This window comes from Kineosporia sp. NBRC 101677, from assembly GCF_030269265.1.
In the GTDB taxonomy this organism is placed as follows: Bacteria; Actinomycetota; Actinomycetes; order Actinomycetales; family Kineosporiaceae; genus Kineosporia; species Kineosporia rhizophila.
On sequence record NZ_BSTA01000002.1, the window covers coordinates 116,037 to 130,320 of the forward strand.

At 69.2% G+C, this 14,284-nt stretch carries 13 protein-coding genes; 4 read left to right on the forward strand and 9 right to left on the reverse strand.

The annotated features are described in order from the left end of the window. Positions 1 to 468 precede the first annotated feature (468 nt). Both QSK18_RS06075 and QSK18_RS06080 read left to right on the forward strand, forming a co-directional pair. On the forward strand, positions 469 to 1,134 hold the full coding sequence (locus QSK18_RS06075; protein WP_232810278.1) for a TetR/AcrR family transcriptional regulator: 666 nt from the start codon (positions 469 to 471) through the stop codon (positions 1,132 to 1,134). Between the two features lie 25 nt (positions 1,135 to 1,159). Continuing rightward, on the forward strand, positions 1,160 to 2,149 hold the full coding sequence (locus QSK18_RS06080; RefSeq protein WP_232810277.1) for an aldo/keto reductase: 990 nt from the start codon (positions 1,160 to 1,162) through the stop codon (positions 2,147 to 2,149). Between the two features lie 10 nt (positions 2,150 to 2,159). Here QSK18_RS06080 and QSK18_RS06085 read toward each other — a convergent pair whose 3' ends face one another. Genes QSK18_RS06085 through QSK18_RS06105 form a run of 5 tightly spaced genes read right to left on the reverse strand, consistent with a single transcriptional unit; the run spans position 2,160 to position 8,043 of the window. Continuing rightward, complete coding sequence (locus QSK18_RS06085) at positions 2,160 to 3,077, reverse strand: aldo/keto reductase (protein WP_285617050.1); 918 nt, start codon at positions 3,075 to 3,077, stop codon at positions 2,160 to 2,162. 57 nt (positions 3,078 to 3,134) lie between these two features. Next, positions 3,135 to 3,716: a sarcosine oxidase subunit gamma gene (locus QSK18_RS06090; protein WP_232810275.1), complete on the reverse strand. Its 582-nt coding sequence runs from the start codon at positions 3,714 to 3,716 to the stop codon at positions 3,135 to 3,137. Further along, positions 3,706 to 6,525: a 2Fe-2S iron-sulfur cluster-binding protein gene (locus QSK18_RS06095; protein WP_232810274.1), complete on the reverse strand. Its 2,820-nt coding sequence runs from the start codon at positions 6,523 to 6,525 to the stop codon at positions 3,706 to 3,708. The genes QSK18_RS06090 and QSK18_RS06095 overlap by 11 nt, the downstream gene beginning before the upstream one ends. Then, positions 6,522 to 6,788, reverse strand: a complete 267-nt coding sequence (locus QSK18_RS06100; RefSeq protein WP_232810273.1) for a sarcosine oxidase subunit delta — start codon at positions 6,786 to 6,788, stop codon at positions 6,522 to 6,524. Before QSK18_RS06100 ends, QSK18_RS06095 begins: the two co-directional genes overlap by 4 nt. Positions 6,789 to 6,798: 10 nt before the next feature. Continuing rightward, on the reverse strand, positions 6,799 to 8,043 hold the full coding sequence (locus QSK18_RS06105; RefSeq protein ID WP_232810272.1) for a sarcosine oxidase subunit beta family protein: 1,245 nt from the start codon (positions 8,041 to 8,043) through the stop codon (positions 6,799 to 6,801). Between the two features lie 60 nt (positions 8,044 to 8,103). Between QSK18_RS06105 and QSK18_RS06110 the strand changes: the two genes are divergently transcribed. Further along, positions 8,104 to 8,754 (forward strand): GntR family transcriptional regulator, encoded by a 651-nt coding sequence (locus QSK18_RS06110; RefSeq protein WP_232810271.1) that lies wholly within the window; start codon positions 8,104 to 8,106, stop codon positions 8,752 to 8,754. A gap of 3 nt (positions 8,755 to 8,757) precedes the next feature. On the opposite strand, the gene QSK18_RS06115 is transcribed toward QSK18_RS06110, so the two are convergent. The 3 genes from QSK18_RS06115 to QSK18_RS06125 form a co-directional block, all read right to left on the reverse strand. Further along, positions 8,758 to 9,294: an ATP-binding protein gene (locus QSK18_RS06115; RefSeq protein ID WP_232810270.1), complete on the reverse strand. Its 537-nt coding sequence runs from the start codon at positions 9,292 to 9,294 to the stop codon at positions 8,758 to 8,760. Positions 9,295 to 9,306: 12 nt separating this feature from the next. Beyond that, a complete protein-coding gene (locus QSK18_RS06120; protein WP_232810269.1) occupies positions 9,307 to 10,182 on the reverse strand; it encodes an AlbA family DNA-binding domain-containing protein in 876 nt (291 codons plus the stop codon). Positions 10,183 to 10,339: 157 nt separating this feature from the next. Continuing rightward, positions 10,340 to 11,206 carry a helix-turn-helix transcriptional regulator gene (locus tag QSK18_RS06125; protein WP_232810268.1) on the reverse strand — a complete coding sequence of 289 codons (867 nt, stop codon included), beginning with the start codon at positions 11,204 to 11,206 and terminating at the stop codon, positions 10,340 to 10,342. A 64-nt stretch (positions 11,207 to 11,270) separates the two neighbouring features. Here QSK18_RS06125 and QSK18_RS06130 point away from each other — a divergent pair, with 64 nt between their 5' ends. Next, complete coding sequence (locus QSK18_RS06130) at positions 11,271 to 11,717, forward strand: DUF2000 family protein (RefSeq protein WP_269809980.1); 447 nt, start codon at positions 11,271 to 11,273, stop codon at positions 11,715 to 11,717. Positions 11,718 to 11,721: 4 nt separating this feature from the next. Here QSK18_RS06130 and QSK18_RS06135 read toward each other — a convergent pair whose 3' ends face one another. Beyond that, positions 11,722 to 14,172, reverse strand: coding sequence for a GcvT family protein (locus QSK18_RS06135; protein WP_232810266.1), 2,451 nt, complete (start codon positions 14,170 to 14,172; stop codon positions 11,722 to 11,724). Positions 14,173 to 14,284 lie beyond the last annotated feature (112 nt).

A 14,284-nucleotide genomic window follows, 5' to 3' on the forward strand; every position in this document is an offset into this window, starting at 1 on the left:
CGGTAAATTCCGGCGTGATCGTGGCGGTACCGGCGCGGCCGCGCCGGCACCGCCACCCCCCGTATCGGGCGCCTCGCCGCTGCGAACACCCGGAGCCGTGATGGGGACGAGTCGAAGGAGCCGGAAACGCCTGGTGATCCGGATCACATCATAGGTCGACCTGGACGATTGTCAAGAATCTCTCTGGACACTTGTCCAGAAATTCCGGACTCATTCCTCGCCCGGTTGCTTTCACCTCTCGGTGAGCAGCTTTCGCCGATATCCGGCTCGGTGGCCGCACCGTGAATGCCGGGAATTCAGCGATCACCGGGGCCGGAAGTATGGGTGAAAGCCTCCCAAGTCGCGGTCCGCTGCTGGTGGAAACGGCTTACCGGACGGCGAGACGCATTGTCGCTACGCCGTTAGGGTGCGGGAAGACGGGTGGATGTCGGGTGGATGGAAACGCGACGAGATCCCACGGGGGAAACTGTGGCTGAGCCTACGGAACGGCCCGGAGCGGCCGGCGTGGCGGTGCCGAAACGCCAGGAAGGCCGCGGCCGGGGGGCGAAATTCGAGCAGCGCCGGTCCGAACTCGCCGATGCCGCCCTGAAGACGCTGTCCGAACTCGGATATGCGCGCACCAGTCTGCGCGAGATCGCCCAAAATTCCGAGTTCTCCCACGGTGTCCTGCATTACTACTTCGCCGACAAGGTCGATCTGATCACCCAGTGCGTGCGGCAGTACAAGACCCGCTGCATGCGCCGCTACGACTCGATCATCGCCACGGCCAGCACCGCCGCCCAGTTGCGTCACGAATTCTCCCTGGCGATGGCCGAGTCGATGGTGCAGGACGCCGATCTGCACCGGCTCTGGTACGACCTGCGCTCGCAGTCGATGTTCGACCCGGCGTTCCGGGCCGACGTGGCCGCGATCGACGCCGGGCTGTGCGACATGACCTGGCGGGTGGCCCGGCGGATCGGTGAGTTGGCCGACGTCTCGCCGCCGTTCGGCCCGGAGGTCACCTACGGGATCATGGACGGGCTGTTCCAGCAGGCACTGCTGCGCCACTGCGCCGGCGATGCAACCGCGGCCGACTACCTGGTCGGGGCGATGGACGAGGTCATGGCCAGGTTCATGCCCCTGGCGCCGGTATGACCCGGAGGGCCTATCGTTCAGCATCATGGAAAAGCGAACCCTGGGCCGGACCGGCCGCAGCGTGGGAGTCGTCGGCCTGGGTGCGTGGCAGCTGGGGGCCGACTGGGGTTCGGTGAGCACGCAGGACGCGCTGGCCACCCTGCACGCCGCCGTCGAGGCCGGCGTGACGTTCATCGACACCGCAGACGTCTACGGCGACGGCCGCAGCGAGAAGGTGATCGGCAAGCTCCTGAAGGAGCTGCCCGACGCCGGGCTCACCGTGGCCACGAAGCTGGGCCGCCGGGCCGAGCCGTTCGAGCCCGCCACCTTCACCAAGGACAACATGAAGGCCTGGGTGGACCGCAGCCGGTCCAACCTCGGCGTGGACACGCTCGACCTGGTGCAGCTGCACTGCCCGCCGACCCCGGTCTACTCCAACGACAAGGTGTACGACGCGCTCGACTCGATGGTCGCCAAGGGCCGGATCGCGGCCTACGGGGTCAGCGTCGAGACCTGCGCCGAGGCGATGACCGCGATCGCCCGCCCGAACGTGGCCACCGTCCAGATCATCCTGAACCCGCTGCGGCAGAAGCCGCTGGAGCAGGTGCTGCCCGCGGCCGAGGCGGCCGGCGTCGGCATCATCGCCCGGGTGCCGCTGGCCAGTGGCCTGCTGTCCGGCCGCTACACCGAGGAGACGGTGTTCGCCGACGACGACCACCGCACCTACAACCGCTCCGGTGAGGCCTTCGACGTCGGCGAGACCTTCGCCGGGGTGCCGTTCCGGGCCGGGGTGCGGGCGGTCCGCCGCCTGCAGCAGGCGCTGCCGGACGACGAGGGCTCGCTCGCCCAGACGTCGCTGCGCTGGATCATCGACCAGCCCGGGGTCAGCGTGGTCATCCCCGGCGCCCGCTCACCCGAGCAGGCCCGGGCCAACGCCGCCGCCGCGCAGCTGCCCGAGCTGAGCGACGACGTGCGTGGCGTGATCCGGCTGATCTACGACGAGGACATCCGTCCCCTGGTGCACAGCCGCTGGTAGGCCCCGGGCCTCAGGCCGAGGCCGCGGTGAGTTCGTCCACCTCGGCCTCGGTCAGCTCCAGCTCGGCCGCCGCCAGCAGCGCCGGAAGCTGTTCCCCGGTGCGGGCGCTGGCGATCGGTGCGACCACGTCCGGCCGGGTCAGCAGCCAGGCCAGGGCGATGGTGGTGGGATCGACGGCGTGTGCGGCCGAGACCTTGTCGAGCGCGTCGAGCACCCGCAGCCCGCGCTCGTTCAGGTAGGTGCCGGCCCGGTCTCCGCGCTCGCGGCCCTCCACGTCGTTCGCCGTGCGGTACTTGCCGGTGAGGAAGCCGCTGGCCAGCGAGTAGTACGGGAACACGGCCAGGCCTTCGCGGGCCACCAGGGCGGCCAGCTCGCCCTCGACGCTCTCGCGCTCCATCAGGTTGTAGTGCGGCTGCACGGCCACGTAGCGGGGCACCCCCAGCTCGTCGGCGATGCGCAGCGAACTGGCCAGCCGGTCGGCGGAGAAGTTGGACGCGGCCAGGTGCCGCACCTTGCCCTCGGCCACCAGCTCCCCGAAGGCCGCCGCGGTCTCCTCCTGCGGCGCGTCCGGGTCGTCGTAGTGGGCGTAGTACAGATCGATGTAGTCGGTCTGCAGCCGCCGCAGAGAACCCTCCACGCTCTTGCGGATGCTCTCCCGCGACAGGCCCTTCAGCTTGGTCGCGATCACCACGTCGTCCCGGCGGCCCCGGCGGGCCAGCCAGTTGCCGATGATGGTCTCGGACTCACCGCCCACGTTGCCCGGCGCCCAGTGCGAGTAGCCCTCGGCGGTGTCGACGAAGTTGCCCCCGCCGGCGACGTAGGCGTCGAGCACCGCGAACGACTGCTGCTCGTCGGCCGTCCAGCCGAACACGTTTCCGCCCAGGCAGAGCGGATACACGTCGAGGTCGGTGCGGGGGATCAGGGTCACGGGCTTCCTCCAGGTCGGGCCGACGCTACGCAAGGCGACAACACCTCACCCGGAAATCTATGCCCCGTCGGTGCGGAACTCCTGAGCAGCGTCGATCAGCCAGTCGGCGAAGTAGGTGGCGAACGACGGCCGGAACATCAGCCGGTAGGCCGGGTCGAGCCCGACCTGCCAGAGGATGACGTGGCCCCGGGCGAACGTGGTCTGGGCGCAGTGGCCCGGGCCGAACGCGCGCGGGTGCAGATCCAGCGTGATCGCCTTCTCCAGCAGGTCGCGGGCGTGGGGGCCGGAGACCAGCAGGCCGGCGTAGTTGGCGCTCACGTCGACCAGCCGGAGCCCGTCTTCCAGCAACTCCGCCGCGGCCCTCCCGGTGCGCCCGACCAACAGCCATTCGTCGGGCCCGAGCCAGAGCCCCTGCCAGCCCGGCCGGGACAGCGTGGTGGCCCTCCCCGGGCCCGGCAGGCCCAGTTCTCGGGCCTCCCGCGAGTCGGGCGCCGCCCGCAGGTTGAGGATCGGCTCGAAGGCCTGCTCCCTTAGCGTCGGCCGGCTCACGGCCGCCAGATCGGCCGCCCGGTGCTGCAGCGGCGACCGGCGGGCCTCAGCGGGGCCGGGCGTAGAGAGCAGGAACGTCTCAGCCGTCACGGCGAGCCCCCTCCTTGTCGTAGAACACCGGTTCGGTGATGGTGGCGGCCACGACCCGCCCGCCCAGCGGGGCCAGCACCCGCTCGCCGATCCGGTCCCGGCCGCCCTTGATCAGAGCCAGCGCGAAAGTCCGCTCCAGAGCTGCACTGTGGTAGCTCGAGGTGACGTGGCCCAGCATCGGCACGGGAGTGCCCTGCCCGACCCGGCTCAGGTCGGTGTCCTCGGCCACGAGCTGGGCCCCCTCCGGCAGCAGTTCGGCCGGGTCGGCCGGGAGCAGCCCGACCAGGTGCTTGCGGTCGGCCCGGACCAGGTCGGGGCGGTTCAGCGAGCGCCGGCCGACGAAGTCCTTCTTCTTCGACACGATCCAGCTCATGCCCAGGTCGTGCGGGGTCACCGTGCCGTCGGTGTCCTGCCCGACGATCGGGAACCCCTTCTCGGCCCGCAGCACGTGCATGGTCTCGGTGCCGTACGGCGTGATGTCGTGCTCGGCCCCGGCGGCGATCACCGCCTCCCAGACCGCGAGCGCGTACCAGCCCGCCACGTTCACCTCGAAGGCCAGCTCACCGGAGAACGAGATCCGGGCGATCCGGGCCGGCACGCCGTTGGCCAGGAGGGTCTCGCGGAAGGTCATGAACGGGAAGGCCTCGTTCGAGACGTCGCAGCCGGGGGCCAGGCCCGCGATCACCGCGCGGGCGGCCGGGCCGACCACGGCGATCGTCGAGAACTGCTCGGTGACCGAGGTCAGGGTCAGGTCCAGGTCCGGCCACTCGGTCTGGTGCCACTCCTCCAGCCAGTCCAGCACCCGGGCCGCGCCGCCGGTGGTGGTGCTCATCAGGAAGCGGTCGGGAGCCAGGCGCATGGTCACGCCGTCGTCCAGCACCATGCCGTCGGCCGAGCACATCAGGCCGTAGCGGGCCGAGCCGACCGCCAGTTTCGCGAAGGCGTTGGTGTAGACCCGGTTCAGGAACTCCGGCGCGTCCTTCCCGACGATCTCGATCTTGCCCAGCGTGCTCGCGTCCATCACCGCCACCCCGGTGCGGGCCGCCCGGCACTCCCGCAGCACGGCGGCGTGCATGTCCTCGCCGGGGCGGGGATAGAACCATGGACGCTTCCACTGGCCAACGTCTTCGAACTCGGCTCCGGCGGCGACGTGCCATGGGTGGATCGGGGTGGTGCGGGCCGGGTCGTGCAGGTGACCGAGGTCGCGGCCGGCCAGTGCGGCGAACGAGACCGGGAGGGCCGGGGCGCGGAAGGTCGTGGTTCCCAGGTCTCCCGGTGATCCAGGGCCGGGCCGTTCCGGCCAGCCCGGGCCGGCTCCCAGGGCCTGGGCCACCACTCCGGCCACGTTCACCCCGGCGGTGGCGCCCTGGTCGTATCCGGTCCCGGCGGTGGTGTAGCGCTTGACGTGCTCCAGCGAGCGCATGCCGGACCCGACCGAGCGCCACACGTCGGCCACCGAGACGTCACGGTGCAGATCGACGAAATGGTTGTGCCACCCGGCCGGTTCGCCGGAGACGGCCGGGGGCAGCCAGACCGGACAAGGGGACGTGGCGGTGTCGGTGGCGTCTTGGGTGAACTCGGTCAGTGGCTGGGGAGCGCTCGGGTGACCGACGGCCTCGGCCGCGCGGTACCCGGCGTCGGCGCCGTCGGCGATGGCCGGCCAGGTACCGAGCTTCCCGTTGGCCGAACCGGCCACGACGACGGCCTGGACCGCCCTTCCGGGCCGGAACGCGGCCAGGCCCTCGTCCCAGACCAGTTCACCGCGGGACTGGCTGAACAGGTGCAGGTCCGGGTTCCAGCCGCCGCTGACCGCGAGCAGGTCACCGAGGATCTCCCGGCCGCCCCCGTCGCCCGCCAGGGAACGCACATGCACCGAGGTGAGCCGCTCCTGACCCGAGGTGCCGACCACCACCGAGCCGGGGACGACGTCCACCCCGGCCTCCCGGACGGCGGCCGCCAGGGCACCTGGAGGCTGCGCCCGGCTGTCCACCACCGCAGCCACCGTCACCCCGGCCGCCAGCAGGTCGAGAACCACCTCGTAGGCACTGTCCTCGACCGTGGCCACGACCGCCCGGGACGCGCTGACCGCGCCGTAGCGGTCGAGGTACCGGCGTACGGCGGAGGCCAGCATGATTCCCGGCCGGTCGTTGTTCTCGAACACCAGCGGGCGTTGCCGGGCGCCGGTGGCCAGCACCACCTGCCGGGCGCGCACGTGCCACACCCGCCCTCCGTGCGGCAGTCTCTCCAGCACCAGCAGATAGTTCTGGTCGTAGTAACCGAAAACCGAGGACCTCGAAAGAACCGTCAGTTCGCGACGTTCGGCGAACTTCTCGGTGACATCGGTGATCCAGTCGTCCCCGGCGCCGAGGTCACCGCCTGGGGCGGGCTGATCGTCGACCAGCAGCACCCGCGCCCCGCCCGCCGACGCGGTCATTGCAGCAGCGAGTCCGGCCGGGCCTGCGCCCACCACGAGAACGTCGGTGTGTACGAATTTCTTGTCGTGGAAGGCCGTTGCCGGTTCCGGCTCCAGGCGCCCGATGCCGCTCAGGGTGCGGACTTTCATTCCTTCGGTGACCTCGACCACGGTGGCCGGGAGAACTTCGCCGCCGTCGGCCTGGATCAGGGCGTTGGGTTCGGTGAGATCCGCAGTGAGCAGCCCACGCGGTCGCCCGCGGTAGATGGACGGGCCCACCGTCAGGGCATCGGCGGCCACCAGGGCGGAGGCCACCGTGTCGCCCTCCTGGGCGGGGAGTTCCACGCCGTTCACACTGAACGTCAGCGGACGGCCGATCGAGCGGATCCGGGTCATGCCGTGCCTCCCGGCTTCTCGATGCTCAGGAACTCGTTGCTCACCGTGTCGCGGACGGCGTTGAACCAGCGCCGGCACCCGGCCGAGTGCACCCAGCGCTCGGCGAACGGGCCCTTGGGGTTGTCCCGGAAGAACAGGTACTGGGCCCATTCCTCGTCCGAGAGCTCGTCGGGCCGGGCGGGGTGGGCGACGTGGGCCTGACCGCCGTAGCCGAACTCGGTCTCCTCGCGGTCCCCGCACCAGGGGCAGGTGATCAGCAGCAAGTTGCCCTCCTCAGTGGGCCACAGCAGCGGCGCCGTGCTCGTCGATCAGCGCGCCGGTGGTGAACCGTTCCAGCCCGAAAGGCCGGTTCAGCTCGTGTGGTTCGTCATTGGCCACAGTGTGCGCCAGGGCCCAGCCGACGGCCGGTGTGGCCTTGAAACCGCCGGTGCCCCAGCCGCAGTTCACGTAGAGGTTCTCGTAGGGGGTGAGGCCGATGACCGGTGAGGCGTCGGGGGTGACATCCACGATCCCGCCCCAGGTGCGCAGCACGTGCGCCCGCGCGAAGATCGGGAAGAGCTCGACCGCGGCCGCCATCTGCTGCTCGATCACGTGTACCGAACCGCGCTGACCGTAGGAGTTGTACGAGTCGACGCCGGCGCCCATCACCAGCTCGCCCTTGTGCGCCTGGCTGACGTAGACGTGCACGTGGTTGGACATCACCACGGTCGGGTGCACCGGCTCCAGCAGTTCCGAGACCAGGGCCTGCAGCGGATGGCTCTGGATCGGCAGCCGGATGCCGAGCGTGCCGGCCACCACCGCGGAGTGCCCGGCGGCGGTGAGCGCAACCTTCCCGGCCCGGATGTCTCCCCGGCTGGTGCGCACTCCGGTGACCTTGCCCCCGTCCGTAAGAAAGCCGGTCACCTCGCAGTGCTGGATCAGATCGATGCCGTACTCGTCGCACTTGCGGGCGAAGGCCCAGGCCACGTGGTCGTGCTTGGCAATGCCCGCGCGCGGCTGATAGGTGGCTCCCAGCACCGGATAACGGGTGTCGGGGGAGACGTTGAGAATGGGGCAGACCTTGGCCACCTCGTCGGGGGTGAGCCACTCCCCGTCCACGCCGTTGAGCTGGTTGGCGAACACCCGGCGCCGGCTGTCCCGCACGTCCTGCTGGGTGTGGGCCAGATTGAGCACGCCGCGCTGACTGAACAGGAAGTCGTAGTCCAGCTCGTCGGGCAGCCCTTCCCAGAGCTTGAGGGCGTGCTCGTAGATGGCCGCGCTCTCGTCCCACAGGTAGTTGGACCGGATGATCGTGGTGTTGCGGGCCATGTTGCCGCCGGCCAGCCAGCCCTTCTCGAGGACGGCCACGTTCGTGATGCCGTGGTTCTTGGCCAGGTAGAACGCCGTGGCCAGGCCGTGCCCGCCGGCCCCGACCACCACCACGTCGTAGGAGGACTTCGGCTCCGCGTGCCGCCACAGGTGCTCGGCGTGCTGCTGACCGGTCTGTGCTGACCCGGCCGTCGCCCCACCAGGACGCATGACACCTCCCACGATCGTGACCGACGACTGATATATCAGTCATGGGTTACCGTAGGTCGCATGCTTACCGGAGTCAACGCCCCGGCTTCGTCACCCCGCCAGGCCGACGTGGCCTACGCCGGCCTGCGCGACCTGATCGTCACCCTGGCCCTGCCTCCCGGCGCCGCCCTGGCCGAAGACGAGCTGATGCGCCGCCTGGAAGTGGGCCGAACCCCGCTGCGGGAGGCGGTGAAGCGCCTCGAGGTGGAGAACCTGGTCGTCGTCTTCCCCCGCCGCGGCACCTTCGTCAGCGAGGTCCACCTCACCGACCACAGCCTGATCAGCGACGTGCGCCGCCAGCTGGAGAGCCATGCCGCCCGCCGCGCCGCCGCCCGCGCCACCGAGGCCGACCGGGCCCGGCTCCGCGAGCTGGCGGCCGAAATCAAAGCCCACCCGGGCGGCCGCGCCGCGAGCATGCGCCTGGACACGGCGATCCACCGCGAGATCTACCGCTGCGCCCACAACCACTACCTGGAAAGGGATCTCAGCCACTACTACAACCTGTCCCTGCGGATCTGGTACCTCTTCCTCGACCGGCTGCCCGAGGTCGACCACACCGCCGAGCACCTGCCGGTGCTGCAGGCGATCCTGGACGGCGACGGCGAGGCCGCCGCCACCCACGCCGCCCAGCACGTCACCCACTTCGAGGAGTCGGTCAACGCCGCGCTGTGAGCGTCACTCCAGAATGACCCAGACAGCCCGGGGATCGCGAAGCGATTTCCCGACCCACTGAATCAGGCGTTCACCCTGTAGAGCTCGCAAGCGGATGGTGGTTGCGGGTCTACTGAGTCCGAGCGCATCGGCAATGTCGCCAGTGCTCAATGGGCGCGCCGATCTGCGGAGAAGATCGAGGACGTCCTGGCTCTTGCTGGGCAGACGTGCGGCGAGCCGAGGATCCAGGCGAGGGATGTTGATCAGAGAGAGGCGAACGCTGCCGCTGCTCTGCTTGTACACCGGATCTGTCAGGCCGACGCGACGCATCTCGTCGAATATGCGCTTGATACCCTCACCCATCTCCTGCCCGATCCTGAGATCGGCGCAGACCCGTGCTACTCGCGGATTTCTCGCGAAACGACTGATCTCCAGGGGCCGGGAAGGGTTGGCCAGGCCCGGAAATCGTCCAGGTGACTCGATCTCAATTCTGTCCGGATATATTTCGACCCGGACGTGATCCCCTCCCAAGCTGTACGAGCGATGGATGACGGCGTTCACCAGTCCTTCCAGTTATGCGTCCCGAGGCACGATCGGGCGTGCCTCGAAGAGTCCGTTCTCCCCCAGGGCGCGGCGAACCGGGATCCTTGCCTCGATTTCCTTGGTGGCCTGCTGTACGGCCCAGGGAATGGCTCCCTCGATGCGGACGTCGTTCCCTTCCTCCACGCCGAGTCGCGCGCCGGTTCCGCGTTCTGGTGTGAGGAACCGGAGGATCCGGATGTAGGCAGACGGAAAGAGAGTCTGTGGATGCTCGCCGAACAGGAGATAGCCGGCCACGGTCAGATCACCTGCCGGAGTGAGCAGGCTGCGAGCGGCGAGCATCTTCCGGTCCGAGGTGGTGAAGCCACCCCTCGCCCGGTAGTTCTGGAGGAGGGACTTGTCCAGATCGGTCAGGGAGGCCGATACCGGACTTCCGTCGAACTGGCTCTGTCCCTTGTCGTAGACGAGTTCTTGCCGCTGTCCGAAATTCAGGCGACGGGACTCGTCTCCGATGCGGAGATAGCAGTCGCCGTTCTGTGTCTCGTGAACGCTCTCGCTGGGGTCGATCCGCAGAACGAGCAGATAATCACGTTCATCTTCCGCATTGATGCAGGCGACTCTGCTGAACTCAACGCGTACCGGAGGGGACGTGTAGTCAATGGGGGTCTGGCGAAGGTCGTTCTCGCGATCGGCAAACCGACGCATACCCTCAACCATGCCGTTGTGCAGGCCGATGACAATTGTCCCGCCCTCGGCATTGGCAAAGGCTACAAGGGCCGGGGACAGTTCTTTGGGTGAAGTCTTGCGGCTCTTGCGATCGAACCACTGATCTTCCCTGACGGAAAGAAGAAGATCCCCGACATCTGTAGTGCGGGCGCTGAGGGCGGAGTCAACTTCGTTGGCCGTCACGGAATCCACTTTAGACCGTCATGTTCCGGACCTCGCCTGTTCCGGCTACTCGAAAGACTACTCGAAAGTGCCGACGGGATGATGATGTTGCCTCTGACCTGCTCGTATGCAACAAAGGGCCGGGGTTGACGATGGGCTACTCGAATCCAGAGAAGGTCTATTCCTGCGTTTTTCGGGTCAGAAGTCCGTGCTCATTATTAACGCTGACCTCTGGTGGAACGGCTGTTGCTCCGTTCCGGCGGTCAGCAAAGCGCCCCGGCGTGGTGCCCAGCAACTTACGGAAGTGGCGGGCCAGGTGGGACTGGTCGTAGAAGCCGGCCAGGACGGCGGCGCGGGCGGGGGGTTCGCCGGCGAGCAGGAGGTGGCGGGCCTTCTCGACCCGTAGGCCGGTCAGGTACTGGTGCGGGGGCATGCCGAATTCGCGGGTGAAGGCCCGGACCAGGTGGGTGGGGTGGCTGTGCAGGGTCTGCGCGGCGGCTTCCAGCGTGACGCCCTCGACCACCGCCGCATCGAGCAGGTCACGCAGGTCGTGGGCCAGGCCGGCGCGGTGCTCGGTGGGCGGGGCCTCGCCGCTCAGGGCTTTCTCCAGGCGCTCGCGGATCAGGGCGAGGCGGCTGGCGGCCTCCAGGTCTTCGGTGCGTCGGCCCAGGGCGACGTTCAGCTGGTGCACCCGGCGGTGCAGCAGAGGGTCGTCGAGGGAGGGGGTGCGCAGGGCGGCGTCGACCAGGCCGGGGCTGAACTGGGTCTCGTCCAGGTAGATCACGCGCTTGCGGAAGCCGCCCGGACCGGCGGCGCGGCCGTCGTGCGGCACGCTGGGGGGCAGCAGGGTGACCATCGAGGTGAGCACGCCGTGTTCGTGCCGGCCCAGGTGGTAGCGCACGATGCCGGCGTCGAGCAGCATCAGGGTCCAGGACTCGTGGGCGTGCATGGGGTAGGCGTGCTGCGGGAAGTGCGCGTGCAGGACCTCGAGGACGCCTTGGACGCCCGGTTGCCACGCCTTCAGCTTCGGCGCCTGGTCGGCCATGTCAAGAACGTACAAGAGCGGCGGACGGGTGGGGGCCGACGATCGGGGTGTGGGTACTGAACTGATGACGTCCGACGCGCCGGAGATTTCCGGCGAACCGATCCGTTTCGACACGAAGATCGCAGTGCTGCTGCGCGACGACCTGGCCTCCTGGCAGCGCCTGAACGTGTGCGCCTTCCTGGTCAGCGGGATCACCGCAGGCCATCCGGAGCTGGTCGGCGACCCCTATGCGGATGCCGACGGCACCGGCTACCTGGCCATGCTGCGCCAGCCGGTGCTGGTGTTCCAGGGCAGCGCCGCGGTGCTCACCTCTGCGCACGGCAAGGCCCTGGGCCGCGACCTGCCGATGTCGATCTTCACCAGCGAACTCTTCACCAGCGGGAACGACCGCGACAACCGGGCGGCGGTCGCGGCCGTGCGCACCGGTGAGCTCGACCTGGTGGGGCTGGCCGTGCACGGGCCCAAGAACGCGGTGGACAAGGTGCTCAAGGGCGCCGTCATGCACCCCTGAGCCGCTAACCGCGCAGGCGCTTCATCTCCGGGTCGAAGAGCGGCTCGGCGGCGACGGTGGCGGGCAGACGTCGGTCGAAGTAGCCGATCTCCACCCGCTGCCCCGGCGCCGAGAGCTCGGCCGGCAGCCAAGCGTAGGCGATGGGGGCGTTCACCGTGTAGCCGTAGGCCGCGCTGGTGACGTAGCCGACGCAGGCATTGCCGTCGAAAACCGGCTCCTTACCAAGGGGCTGGTCGTACGTTCCGGACTCGGGGACGTCCAGAAGCAGGCAACTCAACCGCCGCGTGACCTGCTCCCGCCGCGCAACCACGGCCGAGCGTCCCAAGAAGGAATCCTTCTGCAGCCGGACGGCGAAGTCGACCCCGGTCTCCCAGGGGTCGTGCTCGAAGGTCATGTCGGTGCCGAACGACCGGTAGCCCTTCTCCAGCCGCAGGCTGTTGAAAGCGCCTCGCCCGGCCGCGATCAGGCCATGTTCGCGGCCCGCCGCCCAGAGCGTGTCCCAGAGTTTCTGCCCCTGGTCGGAGGTGGTGTAGAGCTCCCAGCCGAGTTCGCCCACGTAGGACAGCCGCAACGCGGTGACCGGTACGTGGCCGACCTGGATCTGCTTGGCGCGGAAGTACTTCAGGCCCTCGTTGGAGATGTCGTCCCCGGTGAGCGGGGCCAGCACGTCACGGGCGCGGGGCCCCCACAGGCCGATGCAGCAGGTGCCGGCCGTGATGTCGCGGACCTGGGTGAGGCCGTCGCCGGGGAGGTGCCGGTTCAGCCAGGCCTCGTCCAGGGCGCCGTTGGCCCCGACCTGGTAGCGGTCGCGCCCCAGCCGGGCGATCGTGACGTCGCTGCGGATGCCTCCGTCCTCGTCGAGCAGCAGCCCGTAGGTGACCGAGCCGATCGACTTGTCCACGTTGCCGGTGAACACGTGCTGCAGGAAGGCGGTGGCGCCGCGACCGGTGACCTCCAGCCGCTTCAGCGCGGTCATGTCGAACATCGACACGTGCTCGCGGGTGTGCTGGGCCTCGGCGGCCACCACCGGCGACCAGTAGCGGCTCGCCCACTCGTCCGGAACGGGGGCCGGATACTGCTGCACGAGAGGGGCGTTCGAGCGGTACCACTGAGGGCGTTCCCAGCCCGAGGCCTCGAGGAACATCGCACCGAGCTCCTGCTGCCGGTGGTAGAACGGCGTGATCCGCAGCGGCCGGGGATCTTCCATCGGCTGCAGCGGGTGCTTGATGTCGTAGACCTCGACGAAGTTCTGGCAGTCGCGCTTCAGCACGTAGTCGGGCGTGAGCTGGTGCTTCTCGAACCGGTTCACGTCGCACTCGTGCAGGTCGAAGGTGGAGCAGTGGCCCTCGACCAGCCACTCGGCCATCGCCGCGCCGACCCCGGCCGAGTGCGTCACCCAGACCGCCTCGGCCACCCAGAACCCCTCCACCTCGGCCGAGGGCCCCAGCAGCGGGTAGTCGTCGGTGGTGAACGAGAAGATTCCGTTGATGCCCTCGCCTACCTCGGCGGAACCCAGATCCGGCAGCAGGCGCTGACTCTCGGCCCAGGCCGGGGCGAAGTCTTCGGGAGTGAAGCGCAGCACCGAGGGCATGTCCTCGGCCTCGCCGACCGGGACGATCTGTTCCGGGGCCACGGGCATGGGACGGTGGCCGTAGTAGCCGATGCCCAGGCCCTCGAAGTTCTCCCGGTAGTAGAGGTCGGCATCCTGGTGGCGCAGGATCGGCCGGGAGGCCTCTGCGGTGGAACCGGCCAACGAGGGGACGGCGGTGGTCCAGGCCAGTTGGTGGCCCAGGGGAGTCAGGGGGAGAGTCATCCCGACCATGGCGGCGATCTTCGGGCCCCAGAACCCGGCGCAGCAGACCACGATGTCGGCCTCGATGTCACCCTGGTCGGTGTGTACGCCGGTGACCCGGCCGTCGGCGGTGAGTACGTCGAGCACCTCGTGCCGGTCCAGCACGGTGACACCCCGGGAACGGGCCCGGCGCAGTTGAGCCTCCACCGCCCGCACTGCCTTGGCCAGGCCGTCGGTGGGTACGTAGAGCCCGCCCAGCACGCTTGGCTCGTCGAGCATCGGCCAGAGAGAGGAACATTCGGCGGCCGAGACCACCTCGGCCTCGATGCCCCAGGCGGTGGCCCAGCCGGCCCGGCGGTGCAACTCGGTCAGCCGCTCGGGGGTGGTGGCCACCTCCAGACCGCCGACCTGCAGGAAGCAGGGCTCGCCGTCCAGATCCAGCGAAACCAGCTTCTCCACCGTGTACTTCGCCAGCTGGGCCATGGTCTTCGACGGGTTGGTCTGGAACACCAGCCCCGGAGCGTGCGAGCTGGAGCCGCCCGGGCGCGGCAGTTCGCCCTGGTCGACCACCGTGACCTGGTTCCAGCCGCGGCCGGAGAGTTCGTCGGCGAGCGCGGCTCCCACCACGCCGGCTCCGATGATGACGACCCGCGGTCCGGTCATGGACGGCCTCCTGTGGGATGCGTATTACGCAACTGGGATCACCACGCGCAACTCGACTGTCCATCCTGGGGCGCGAGCCGTCAAGAGCCAAGCGCGACGAAAGTGCCACCTC